The sequence below is a fragment of the Mycobacterium sp. ML4 genome, assembly GCF_054515735.1.
Genome location: NZ_JBTNSY010000009.1, coordinates 45278 through 58144 on the forward strand (window position 1 = coordinate 45278; position 12867 = coordinate 58144).

9 protein-coding genes are annotated in these 12867 nt (G+C 67.1%); 5 read left to right on the forward strand and 4 right to left on the reverse strand.

Going from position 1 to position 12867, the window contains the following annotated elements; genetic code table 11:
* The first annotated feature begins 13 nt into the window (after positions 1-13).
* Complete coding sequence (locus ACX9NE_RS11980; protein WP_459363866.1) at positions 14-961, forward strand: transglutaminase family protein; 948 nt, start codon at positions 14-16, stop codon at positions 959-961.
* Entirely contained in the window at positions 954-1994 is a 1041-nt protein-coding gene (locus ACX9NE_RS11985; RefSeq protein ID WP_459363865.1) for a zinc-binding metallopeptidase family protein, read from the forward strand. Before ACX9NE_RS11980 ends, ACX9NE_RS11985 begins: the two co-directional genes overlap by 8 nt.
* A gap of 531 nt (positions 1995-2525) precedes the next feature.
* Here the strand turns inward: ACX9NE_RS11985 and ACX9NE_RS11990 are convergent.
* Positions 2526-2885, reverse strand: coding sequence for a DUF6264 family protein (locus ACX9NE_RS11990; RefSeq protein WP_459363864.1), 360 nt, complete (start codon positions 2883-2885; stop codon positions 2526-2528).
* Between the two features lie 441 nt (positions 2886-3326).
* Between ACX9NE_RS11990 and ACX9NE_RS11995 the strand changes: the two genes are divergently transcribed.
* Complete coding sequence (locus tag ACX9NE_RS11995; protein ID WP_459363863.1) at positions 3327-3554, forward strand: TIM barrel protein; 228 nt, start codon at positions 3327-3329, stop codon at positions 3552-3554.
* Positions 3555-3738: 184 nt separating this feature from the next.
* Here ACX9NE_RS11995 and ACX9NE_RS12000 read toward each other — a convergent pair whose 3' ends face one another.
* From ACX9NE_RS12000 to ACX9NE_RS12010, 3 genes are all read right to left on the reverse strand, one after another.
* On the reverse strand, positions 3739-6396 hold the full coding sequence (locus ACX9NE_RS12000) for a circularly permuted type 2 ATP-grasp protein (RefSeq protein ID WP_459363862.1): 2658 nt from the start codon (positions 6394-6396) through the stop codon (positions 3739-3741).
* 25 nt (positions 6397-6421) lie between these two features.
* Entirely contained in the window at positions 6422-9748 is a 3327-nt protein-coding gene (locus ACX9NE_RS12005; protein ID WP_459363861.1) for a transglutaminase family protein, read from the reverse strand.
* A 137-nt stretch (positions 9749-9885) separates the two neighbouring features.
* Complete coding sequence (locus ACX9NE_RS12010) at positions 9886-10986, reverse strand: DUF2189 domain-containing protein (RefSeq protein WP_459363860.1); 1101 nt, start codon at positions 10984-10986, stop codon at positions 9886-9888.
* Between the two features lie 135 nt (positions 10987-11121).
* Here ACX9NE_RS12010 and ACX9NE_RS12015 point away from each other — a divergent pair, with 135 nt between their 5' ends.
* Both ACX9NE_RS12015 and ACX9NE_RS12020 read left to right on the forward strand, forming a co-directional pair.
* Positions 11122-12477, forward strand: coding sequence for a replication-associated recombination protein A (locus ACX9NE_RS12015; RefSeq protein ID WP_459363859.1), 1356 nt, complete (start codon positions 11122-11124; stop codon positions 12475-12477).
* Positions 12474-12764, forward strand: coding sequence for a hypothetical protein (locus tag ACX9NE_RS12020; protein ID WP_459363858.1), 291 nt, complete (start codon positions 12474-12476; stop codon positions 12762-12764). Before ACX9NE_RS12015 ends, ACX9NE_RS12020 begins: the two co-directional genes overlap by 4 nt.
* Positions 12765-12867: the final 103 nt, after the last annotated feature.

The following is a 12867-nucleotide window of genomic DNA, read 5'->3' on the forward strand; positions in this document are numbered from 1 at the left end:
GGGGAGGTTGTCGTTGCCGTCTGAGGAGTCGAACGGGTGGTCGGCCCAGCCGGCCGCAAAACGTTACCGAATCACCCACCGCACGGAGTACCGCTACTCCGATGTCGTCACCAGCTCGTACGGACGCGGGTTTCTCACGCCGCGGGACTCGATGCGGCAACGCTGCGTCGCGCATGAACTGATCATCGACCCGGCCCCGGCCGACAGCTCGACCAGCCGCGACACCTACGGAAACATCAGCTCGTATTTCCACGTCACCCAGCCGCACCGGGTCCTGACCATCACCAGCGACTCGATCGTCGACGTCGCGCCGCGGGCCAGCGCGGTTTTCAGCACCGGGCCGGCTGTGCAACCGTGGGAGCACTCCCGGCCGAGCGGGGCGCAGGGAGCGTTGGCGACCGACTTCGCGCTGGATCTGACGCCGCCCGAGATCACCGACGCGGTACGCGACTACGCTGCGCCCAGTTTCGAGCCCGAACGGCCGCTGGTTGAGGTGCTGCGCGACCTCGCATCGCGGATTTTCCGCGATTTCACCTACCGTTCCGGCTCGACCACCGTTTCGACACGCGTCAACGAGGTTCTGGCGGCCCGCGAGGGGGTATGCCAAGACTTCGCGCGGTTGGCTATCGCCTGTCTGCGTGCCAATGGTTTGGCCGCCAGCTACGTGTCCGGGTACCTGGCGACCGACCCGCCCCCGGGAAAGGACCGAATGATAGGCATTGACGCCACCCACGCATGGGCGTCGGTGTGGACGCCACAGCAGCCAGGTCACTTCGAATGGCTGGGACTTGATCCCACCAACGACCAACTGGTTGACCAGCGCTACATCGTTGTCGGACGCGGCCGCGACTACGCGGACGTACCGCCGCTACGAGGCATCATCTATACGAACTCGAAGCGTAGCGTGATCGATGTCGGTGTCGACGTCGTCCCGTTCGAAGGAAATGCGCTCCATGCGTGACTTCCACTGCCCCAACTGCGGCCAGCGCCTGGCATTCGAGAATTCGGAGTGCTTGTCCTGCGGCAGCGCGCTGGGGTTCTCCCTCGACCAGATGGCACTGCTGGTGATCGCCAAACACGAAGAAAGTGACCACGCCGGCGCGGTGGCCGCCAACGAGTATCGGTTGTGCGCGAATTTGTATGTTGCGGAATGCAATTGGCTGGTCCCGGTGAACCATCCGGGTGGCTTGTGCGAGTCGTGTGCGCTGACTATCGAACGGCCCAACGACGGCGACACCGTCGGTCTGGCCGAGTTCGCGCGGGCCGAGGCGGCCAAGCGCCGGCTGGTCGCCGAGTTGCACGAGTTGAAGCTGCCGATCATCGGACGCGACCAGGACCCGGATTACGGTTTGGCTTTCCGGCTGCTGTCCAGCTCGCATGAGCACGTCATCACCGGGCACGAAAACGGGGTCATCACACTGGATTTGGCTGAAGGCGACGACGTCCACCGCGAGCAGCTCAGGGTGGAGATGGAGGAGCCGTACCGCACCCTGCTCGGGCACTTCCGGCACGAGGTCGGGCACTACTACTTCTACCGGCTGATCAGGTCGCCGGAGTATCTGGAGCGCTTCAACCAGCTGTTCGGCGACCCCGACGCCGACTACCAGGCGGCACTGGATCGCCACTACAGCGAAGGGGCGCCGCAGGGCTGGCAGGAGACTTTCGTCTCGTCCTACGCCACCATGCATCCCGCCGAGGACTGGGCCGAGACGTTCGCGCACTACCTGCACATCCGCGACACCCTGGACACTTCGGCGTCGTGCGGCCTGGCGCCGGCGGCCGCGACGTTCGACCGGCCGCCGTTGGGGCCCAGCGCATTTGCCACCATCATCGAGATGTGGCTGCCGTTGTCGTGGTCGCTGAACATGGTGAACCGGTCGATGGGACACGACGACCTGTACCCCTTCGTGCTGCCGCCCGCGGTGCTGAACAAGATGCAGTTCGTCCATACAGTTATCGACGAGATGACCTCGCAGTTGCGCGCGGCCAGCTGACACTGGGCTTGCGGTCGACGCGGGCCGGCCGGCCGGACCCGGTGAGTTTGGGTCCGCGAAAGTGCCGCCGGGGGCACCAGCCCACAGCTTAGACCTCGATCCACCGATGAATTGGGTGGGGTTCAAGGGATGGTCGCCGAGCGCACTCGGGCGATCAACGCCGTCACCGCACTACGCACAGTTGACCTTGGTGTCGATGTCCGTAAAGCGCTGCTGCATAGTCAATTCAAGGCATCGCTGGGGATGGTTCGGGCGCGACAAACACCTGGTGCTACCGCCGGGGGCGGCCACGCCTTCGGCCGAGGTTCACGCCAGTGTTGGTTGCGCATGGATGATGACTTGCGGGAGTGGTTCGAAAATATGTAACAAAGACGGATGGAATAACCGTCAGAGCAAGGGGGCATGGGCAGTGGTTGATATCGAAAAAGTAGCTGCAAGCGTGAGGCACATAGCATTTGCCGAGATCGCCGGCGAGTTTGGCCAAACCCCGGGGAGTAATCGTCAACCGCTGAGCAGATTTTCGGTGCGCATTCAAGGCGACCAGCGACCGACGACGTCGGTGGCCACAAAGACAACGGCCTGGCCGACGCAGCCCAGTAGTGGCACGTAGAAGGCCAGTCGGAGCTTCGTCATCCACCTGATTGCGAACACAAGGTCCAGGATGAATAGCAGCCCACTGCCGCCCCCAGCGATCCATGCAGCAACAGCGACCCACTGGTTAGTGCAGTCAAGATTATGGTAGCTGCACCTGGACTCCCGGTATTCCTGGTAGCTGACGATTCCTTCCAGGACCCACAGCGTGAACAGGACCATCAACGCGTGCCCGATGAGTAGCAGAATCGTCACGGTTGTGTCGGCGCATCTGCGGCCTCCCGAAGGAGCGGTTGCCATACCCGATTATCAACGACACCGCCCGGCGAAACGGTCCGTTTTGTAACGGCGCTGCAATTGCCACCGAGTTCGGCTGAACATGCCGGGTCTGCCGACGCTCCAACGCGCAACAGGATGCCATCGGAGCAGCATTGGCTAAGCGGGGCCTGCGAATGGGTTGTTTTGTCAACAACGTAGACGCCTGGAACAAGCGCCTTTGGGGCACTGCCGATTCGTCCGCCCAGGACCAACGGCAGCGTGATTTGATCACATTAATCGAGGCGGCCCAGCGGTCGGGGGCAAATTCTTGACCACCATTTCCGGGCGTGACCTCCGGACGCCCCTCGCCGTGCAACTCACCAACATGACGAAGAACCTCAAGCGCCTGACCCCCGTGGCCGAGAAGTTCGGCGTCGTGATCGGCATCGAACCGACTAACACTAACGAGGCGGGGTTCCCGGAATGTTGGTCCACCATGTGCTTGACGCTTACCAAATCGTGAAGGCCGTCGATTCACCGTCGGTGCGCCTGGTCTTCGACGCGTTCCACATCCAAGTCATGGACGGCAACCTCTTCGAAAACTTCACTCGGACCTACGACGCCATCGGCATCGTGCAGATCGCTGACAATCCCGGACGGTTAGAGCCGGGTGTCGGTGAAATCAACTACCCCGCCTGCTCCGCCACATGACCGCTATGGGCGCCCGCACGAGCCCCCACCCCAACCCGTCCACGCCGGACCATCAGCCGCAAGGCCCGACCCGCAGCGACGACAGGAAAGCTGGGCAGACCTGCGACTACCGCTGCCCGCCCTCAGAAATCGCTACCAGAATCAATTTGGCCGATACGTCGACAGCCCATCGGTGGATCGAGGATTAGGCCGGCATCGTGCGGCGCTCGTCGGGGCCGCCCCACAACGGCTGCATACCGCCGGGCAGCGACAGCTGGGTCGCGGTGATCACGTCCGCCAGGTCACGCAGGGCCGTATGCACGGCGCCCAACAGCGCGGCCAGCTCCTTGCGGTACCCGTCGGTGATCTCCTCCAGTTCTATGGGATCCGACCGGCGCAGCCTGGTGCTGATCTCCTCGACCAGCCGTTCCGGCCGCGAGGACCCCGATGAACTGGGCAGACCTTTGAGGTTGGTGCGCAGACGCTCCAGCTGGAACAGCAGCGACCGCGGATTCTGCGCGTCGAACAGCATCAGTTCGGCCACCGCGGCAACGCTGATCTTGCCCAGCGTCCGCCGCCGGTAGATCACCGACGACTCGCACGCCTCCAGCATCGCCTCCACGACCGACTGTTCGGCGACGGTGCTCCGCACGACGCTCAGGGTGTCGATCAGCAGGGCGGTCAGCCACAACCCGCGCTCGATGCGCTTGCCGATGTCCATCATGGTCCAGCCGACGTCGTGCACCATCGACTCACCGGCCACCCCGGACAGCGTCAGCATCCCCGCCAGCGCCTGCGACTGGGCCGTGGCCAGCAGGGCGTCAGCCTCGGCCAGGGATTGCGGCGGGTCGGAGCGCAGTCCCACGGCGCGTTCCACATTGGCCAGCACCATCCAGGTGTCGTTGGACAACTGGTCACGCACCGCCCTCGCGCACAGCGCCAGCCCCTCCACCGACTGGATCAGCGATCCCGGCCGGTCCAGATCCACCGTCAGCGACCACAGCATCGAGGGTGCGACGGCGATGATCTCTGCCTTGTCGGAGTCGCCGTCGTTCGTCGCCCCGGTGTCGGTCCCGGTGATCTGGCCCAGCGCGGCCATCAGCACCGGCACGCACTCGCTCTCTTCGGTGTCCTGGTGGTGGCGGTAGACGTGATAACGCTCGCGCGCGACGATCAGCAACCGGGCCATGTTCTCCGCACGTTCGCCGTAGCGTCCCATCCAGAACAGGTCGGAGAGCACCCGCGGCGAACTCACCGTCCAACTGCCCGCACCGGCCTTGACGGGCTCGCGAACCGATGGCAGGCTGATCGTCTCGGCGATCGCCCGTTCCGTCGGACGCACCCAAACATCCTTGGCCGCAACAGTTTTCAGTGTGTACGCGCCCGGCTCGGGGGCCACCACGTAGCCCAGGCCGCCGATCATGGGTGCATAGCCGCTGCGTTGCGCGACGGTGAAAAGCCGCATCCCGACGCCTGCCGAGGACAACACCCCGGCATGGTCTGTCGGCGCCGAGGAGAACGACGGCAGGTCCTGGCCTGCCCACCGCCAGGGCACCGCCTCGATCCGCGCCGCCAGTTCGGTCAGCTGCGCCGCCGAAAGCGTCGGCCCGACCAGAATCTCCCCCCCGTCAGTGGGTTTGATCAGCAGCGACGACAGGTTGGCCAACAGGTGCGACAGTTCGGCGGGGATACCGCCCCAGTACACCGGCGCGGTGGGCAGCAGCGGATCCTCACCGAGCAGGCGCTCGGCCATCTCGGGCAGAAACCGCAGCAGCCCAGGGCTTTCCAGAATGCCGCTACCCAGCGTGTTGACCACGGTCACCGTGCCACGGTGCAACGCCTCCACCAGGCCGACCACGCCCAGGCGGGAATCGGCCCGCAGATCCAGGGGGTCGGCATACGGAGCGTCGACGCGGCGCAACACCACGTCGACCCGCTTGAGGGTGCCCAGCGAACGCATCCACAATTTCCCGTCCCGCACCACCAGATCTGCGCTCTCAACCAGTGGAACACCCAGCAGTGTCGCCAGATGCGCCTGGTCGAAGGCCGTCTCGGAGTAAATGCCGGGGCTGAGCACCACCACCACCGGGTCCTGCACCACATCGGGTGCGGCGTCGATCAGGCCCAGGCGCAACGCCTGCGCGAACGGCGTCGTCGGCCGCGGGGCGATCCGCTCGTACAGATCGGGGATCGCATGGGCCAGCACGCGGCGGTCGGCCAGGGCATAACCGGCACCCGAGGGCGCCTGCGTCCAGTCGGCGTTGACCTGAAATCCGCCGCCCGGCAACCGGCTGAGGTCGCAGGCATGCATGAACAGCTGGTGTCGGCCGGGCACCGTGATTCCGTTGGCGGGGCGCACGTATCCGGGATGGGCGAAAACCAGCGGGGCGGGCAGCAGGCCCTCCGTGAGCAGGCGGCGTGGCCCGTACAGGTCGGCCAGCACCGCGTCGAGCAGGCGCGAGCGCTGCACCAGCCCGGCTTCGAGCACCTCCCAGTCGGCCGCGGACACCACCAGCGGCAGCGTGTCCAGACTCCACGGACCGGGCTCCGGCCCGTGGCCGGTGGGGGGTACGTCTCTGGTCGGATCTGTGTAGGTGATGCCGTCGTGATCGATGAGGCTGTGCACCACCGAGCGCATCCGGTCCAGCCCGGCGCGCCCGCCCTGGGAGATCGTGTCGGCGAGCTCGGTCCAGCCGCGGCGGACCTCACCCTCGGCGTCGACGAACTCGTCATAGCCGCCACCGGGACCGTCACGCAGGTCGAAGAGCGCTTCTTGGGCGCGTGCCGTGCGGTAGCCGGCCAGCAGCCGGTCGACGTCGGGGGCCGTCGAAATCGCGGCCGCACCACGTGCGCCGGATGTCATCGCTGTGCCGATTCTGCGAGACCCATTACTGCTGCACGGTACGCACGCGCCGCAGGTCGAGGATGCCCGGCGCGCCGACGTCGGTCAATAATCGGGCCTGCTTCTCACGGAGGCCGGCGAGGTCGAGTTTGCCAGGGGTGAACCCGGTGGCCTCGAAGCGGCGCGCGCGGCGTGACTCGGCTTCGACGGCGTTGACCGGAGGCTCGTCATAGGCGCGCCCGCCGGGATGGGCGACGTGGTAGGTGCACCCGCCGCGTGAGGTGCCGGTGGTCAGGTCGATGAGCTCGAACTGCAGAGGGACGTCGGTGGAGATGGTCGGGTGCAGGGCACTGGGCGGCTGCCAGGCCTTGAACCGCACCCCGCCGACGTGGATGTCGGGATTGTCGGTGGCCAGCAGCGGGACGGGGTAGCCGTTGCACGTCACGGTGTAGCGGTGGCGGTCAGCGCCGATGACGCGGACCTGGACACGCTCGACCGAGGAGTCGACATAGCGGGCGGTGCCGGTGGCGGCGGACTCCTCGCCGAGGGTGTTCCACGGCTCGATCGCTGAGCGCAGCTCAATCTCCACGCCGTCGAAGACGGCGGTGCCGATGCGCGGAAAACGGAATTCGGTGAACGGGTCCAGCCAGCTGGTCTCGAACGCGATACCCTGCGCGCGCAGGTCGGCGGCCACGTCGGCAATGTCGTGAATCAGGAAGTGCGGCAACAGATACCGTCCATGCAGGTTCGCGCCGTGCCGGATCAGCGGGGCGCGTAGCGGCTGCTCCCAGAACCAGGCCACCAGCGAGCGCACCAACAGCGACTGCACCATCGCCATCCGCAGATGCGGCGGCATCTCGAACCCGCGCAGTTCCAGCAGCCCGAGCCGGCCGCGGGCGCCTTCGGGGCTGTAGAGCTTGTCGATGCAGAACTCGGCGCGGTGGGTGTTGCCGGTGATGTCGGTGAGCAGATGACGCAGTGCGCGGTCGGTGACCCACGGTTTGGCCGTGCTCTTGAGCCCCCCGCCCCCAAGGCGCACGATCTCGGCGAAGGCGATCTCCAGCTCGTAGAGGGCCTCGGCGCGGCCCTCGTCCACCCGCGGCGCCTGTGAGGTGGTCCCGATGAACCGCCCGGCGAACAGGTAGGACAGCGATGGGTGGCGCTGCCAGTAGGTGAGCAGCGACACCAGCAGATCCGGGCGGCGCAGCAGCGGTGAATCGGCGGGGGTCACGCCGCCCAGCGTGATGTGGTTGCCGCCGCCGGTGCCGCCGTGAGTCCCATCGATGTCGAACGACTCGGTGGACAGCCGCGCCAGCCGGGCCTGGGCGTAGAGGGTTTCCAATTGCCGGCGCTGCTCGTCGAAGCCGGCGGTCGGTGCGACGTTGACCTCGATCACGCCCGGATCGGGCGTGATCGTTGTCGACGTCAGGCGCGGGTCAGGCGGCGGGCCGTACCCCTCGATCACCACCGGGACGTCGACCTTGGCCACCGCGGCCTCGACGCGGGCGATCAGGTCGACGAAGTCCTCCAACGCTTCGGTGGGCGGCATGAAGATGTTGAGCAGCCCGTCGCGGATCTCGGCGACCAGCGCGGTCGTCGGCGCATTGTGTGGTTCGACCAGCACCGCCGCGTCCGTTGCGGCCCCGGGCAGCGGGTCGCAGATGGCTACCGGGTCGACGTCGAAGGACGCCGGCGGCGGGTACCAGCTGATCGAGTTCAGCGGCAGCCGCAGACCGGCCGGCGAATCACCTTCGGTCAGAACCAGGCGGCCACGGCGCAGCCGCCAATCGGCACTGGCCCAGCCGCTGCCGTCGTCGCGGCGGTGCAGCGGGAGCACGAAGGCGGACGGGCTGGTGACGGCCTGGTCCAGACGCGCCAGCAACGCGGTACGCCGCGCGGCGCTGTCGTCCGCGAGATCGTCGTCAGGGTCCACCGCATCGCCCTCCGGTAACCGCACCGCGGCGGCCAGCCTTGATAACGGATCCTCGAAAGCCGGGCGCACCTGCGACAGGGGCAGGCCGAGGCCTTCGGCGATCCCCGCCAGCACCTCGTGCGCGTGGTCGATCTCGACCGGATCGCAATCTTGGGCGCCCCACGGATCGGCCAGCAACGCCTCGTCGGTCCACAACGGGCGCCCGTCACTACGCCAGTACAGCCCGATCTGCCAGCGTGGCAGCGGCTCTCCGGGATACCACTTGCCCTGGTTGCGCTGCACCAGGCCCTGCGGCGCCCACTGCGTCTTCAGTCGGGCGGCCAGCTCCGATGCCAGCTTCCGTTTGTGCGGGCCGTCGGCGGCGGTGCGCCACTCCGGGTCGACCTGGTTGTCCACCGAGACGAACGTTGGCTCCCCACCGATGGTGAGCCGGACGTCGCCGGCCGCCAGCCGCTGGTCGACGTGGTGTCCGACCGCGCAGATCGCGTCCCACGCGTCGTCGGTATAGGGCAGCGTCACCCGCGGATCCTCGTGGACGCGGGTGACGGTGTTGGAGAAGTCCAGCACCGAATTGCAGGGTTCGGTGCTGCCGGTGATCGGCGCCGCCGACGCTGGGTGGGGTGTCGCGGCCAGCGGGATGTGGCCCTCGCCGGCAAACAGCCCCGACGTCGGGTCCAGTCCGATCCAGCCGGCGCCCGGGATGTACACCTCGGTCCACGCGTGCAGGTCGGTGAAGTCGGCGGCGGGCCCGGACGGCCCGTCGAGCGCTTTCACGTCGGAGGCCAGCTGCACCAGGTAGCCCGACACGAAGCGGGCGGCCAGCCCGAGCTGACGCAGGATCGACACCAGCAGCCACGCCGAGTCACGACACGAGCCGACACCGCTGCGCAACGTGTGATCCGGTGACTGAACTCCTGGTTCCATCCGCAGGCTGTAAGTGACGTCGGCGTTGATCGCCCGGTTCAGCGCGACCAGGAAGTCGATGGTGCGGGTGCCATCGGGCACCGAGAAATTTCGTACCCAGGCCTGCGCCAGATCGCCTGGCCCTGACCCGTCGCCATCCTCGTCGACGGGACGCAGGTAGGGCTCGAGGTCGTCCGCCAGTGCCTTGGGGTACAGCGAGCGGCCCGGATGCCATTTCTCGGCCCGGTCCTCGATGAAGAAGTCGAACGGATTGATCACCTTGAGGTCGGCGATGAGGCCGACGGTGATGATCAGCTCGCGGGTGGGTTTGGGAAACACCAGACGGGCCAGGAAGTTGCCCAGCGCGTCCTGTTGCCAGTTGATGAAGTGTTCGGCCGGTTCGACGCGCAGCGAATAGGCGTCGATCGGTGTCCGGGAGTGCGGAGCCGGGCGCAGCCGGACCACGTGCGGATAGACCTGGACCAGCTTGTCAAAGGTGTAACTGGTGCGGTGCTCCAGTGCAACTTTGATGCTCATAACCGCTGATCCCATCACAAGAGACAGCCGCCCGCAGCGCGCGCCTGGGGTGGCTTGCGCTGCGGGCAGCTGTCATTCGCTTGTCGACGCGCTCACATGTGAACGGTCTGTTTCAGTCGCTTTACCGCTGTTGTCAATCAGGAGTACTGCTGCGGCGGCGGGTACTGCCCGGGCGGCGGTCCCGGCGGGTACTGCCCGGGCGGGGGGCCCGGCGGATACTGGCCGGACGGTACGGGCTGCTCGACTTCGGAAACGTGCCCGCCCGTCAGCTTGCGGTAGGTGTAGATCTGGACCAGCGCCGCGATGGGCGCTCCCACGACCAGTCCGACGTAGCAGGCGAGCTGGCCGACAGCCACCGCTGCGTACTGCACCAGCCAGGACAATGCGCTGGGCCCGAGGTTGGCGCGTACGGTCGCGAAGCTGGCCTTGATCGCGTCAATCGGCGACAGGGATCTGTCGACGACGAATGCGACGGCGAACTGGGTGAAGAAGGCGATCACCAGCGGCCCGATGATGGTGCAGGACAACACTGAGGAGGCCACCACGATCAGCAGAGTGGTGAGCAGCACTCCGACCACATTGCGCGGCTTGAACAAGGTCCCGATGCCGACCGGCCGGCCGTCGGCGAGTTCCAGGCTGGCGGTGGTCAGGCCGGCCTGCAGGAACGCTGCGACGAAGACCGCGGCGATGATGCCGATGGTCATCACGATCCAGCTGATCAGCCCGAAGCTGGTGCTCGTCGACTCGTAGCTGACGCCGTACCCGTAATCCGCGGTCGTGGTTGTGGTCTCGGCGGTCGCGAACGCGATGCCCAGGGGGATACCGATGACGGCGGCGAGTATCAGGAAGTAGATGGCGACCGGCGCCGCCAGCGCGACGGCGTTGTTCTTGAACTTGCCCCACGACCAGTTGAAGGCCTCGCCGACGCTGAACGGCGGACCGCCGGGGCCACCTCCCAGCCCTGCCTGGGGCGGGTAACCCTGCGGCGGGGCGCCGTAACCCGGCGGGGGTGGGGGAGGAGGCGGCGTGCCGTAACCGGGAGCCTGGTAGCCGCCGGGACCCGAAGGCTGCCCGTACTCCGGCGGCGGCGGTGGGGCACCGTAACCGGGCGGCGGTGGCGGGGGCGCCCCGTAATTCGGCGGTGGCGGCGGGCTGTATCGCGGCGGGGGTGGGTAGCCAGGCGGATTGCCGCCCTGAGGGTCGGCCGGGTTACCTGGATACTCTGGCGGCTGGCTCATGGCTGTCCTCGTTGCCTCGTAGTTGGCTCTGCTGGATCGGGACGTAGCAACGGGAACTTAGCAAATGTGTGCCCCGGATGCTCGCATTAGTCGCGGGCGGGCTTCCCTGTCGGCGGCGTGTCCGCACTGCGTGGTATGTCTGAAGTCGTGTCCGACGGTCTGTTCGACCTGCCCGGTGCGCCGAAGTCGACCGATCATGCGTTGAACGTTTCGGGTGCCGGCGCCCCGCTGGCGGTGCGGATGCGTCCGGCCTCGCTCGACGAGGTGGTGGGTCAGGAGCACCTGCTGGCAGCCGGGTCGCCGCTACGTCGCCTGGTCGAAGGATCGGGTGTCGCGTCGGCCGTCCTCTACGGTCCGCCGGGAAGCGGCAAGACGACGCTGGCGGCACTCATCTCACAGGCCACCGGACGGCGCTTCGAGGCGCTGTCGGCGTTGTCGGCCGGTGTCAAAGATGTTCGGGCCGTGATCGAAAAAGCTCGATTCAGCTCCCTTTCCGGCGAGCAGACGGTGTTGTTCATCGACGAGGTGCACCGGTTCTCCAAGACCCAGCAGGACGCGCTGCTGGCCGCCGTGGAGAACCGGGTGGTGCTGCTGGTGGCGGCCACCACCGAGAACCCGTCGTTCTCGGTGGTCGCACCGTTGCTCTCGAGGTCGCTGATTCTGCAGCTGCGGCCGCTGACCGCCGACGACATCCGCACCGTGGTGCAGCGGGCAATCGACGACCCCCGCGGCCTGGGCGGCAAAGTGACAGTGGCGCCCGATGCCGTCGAGTTGTTGGTGCAACTGGCCGCCGGTGACGCCCGGCGGGCGCTGACGGCGCTCGAGGTGGCGGCCGAGGCTTCAGATCATGTCTCGGTCGAAACCGTCGAACAGTCCTTGGACCGGGCTGCGGTCCGTTACGACCGGGACGGCGACCAGCACTATGACGTCGTCAGCGCCTTCATCAAGTCGGTGCGCGGCTCGGATGCCGATGCTGCGCTGCATTACCTGGCCCGCATGCTGGTCGCGGGGGAAGACCCACGGTTCATCGCGCGGCGCCTGATGATCCTGGCCAGTGAGGACGTCGGCATGGCGGATCCGACGGCGCTGCCGGTGGCGGTCGCCGCGGCGCAGACGGTTGCTCTGATCGGTATGCCCGAGGCGCAGTTGACGCTGGCACACGCCACCGTTCATCTGGCGACCGCGCCGAAATCCAACTCGGTGACGACGGCGCTGGGTGCCGCGATGAACGATATCAAGGCGGGCAAGGCCGGCCCGGTGCCGCCTCATCTGCGCGACGGACACTATTCCGGCGCGGCCGCACTGGGCAACGCGAAGGGCTACCGGTACTCCCATGACGACCCGGATGGCGTTGTGGCACAACAATACCCGCCGGACGAGCTGGTAGGGGTGGACTACTACCAACCGACCGGGCGGGGTGCCGAGAGAGAGATCGCCGGCCGCCTGGACCGGTTGCGCGCGATCATCCGAGGAAGGCGTGGGCGGTCATGAAAACGTTCACCGATGACGAGATGAACCAACTGCTGCCGACCGCCAGGGCCTACAGCGTCGTCATCCTGGAGCGCGGCCCGAACTACCGGGACGATGCCGCGCCGGCGGTGATCTGGGAGCACGGCCGCCGCAACTTCGGCCTGCGGCATCACGGCGTGCTGGCGGTGGTGTTGCCGGTCACCGACGACTCCGACATGTGTGGCGTGGGCGTGTTCGCGGCGACGGTCAACGAGGCCACGGCCCTCCTGGAAGACGATCCCGGGGTGGCCGCCGGGGTGTTCAACTAGCAGGTACATCCATGTCTGGGCTTTCCGGGAGACGCGCTGCCCTGAGCGATTCGCCGAGCCTGCGGGGCTAGGGCGCCGAGCCTGCGTTTTTGCAGGGGTCTAC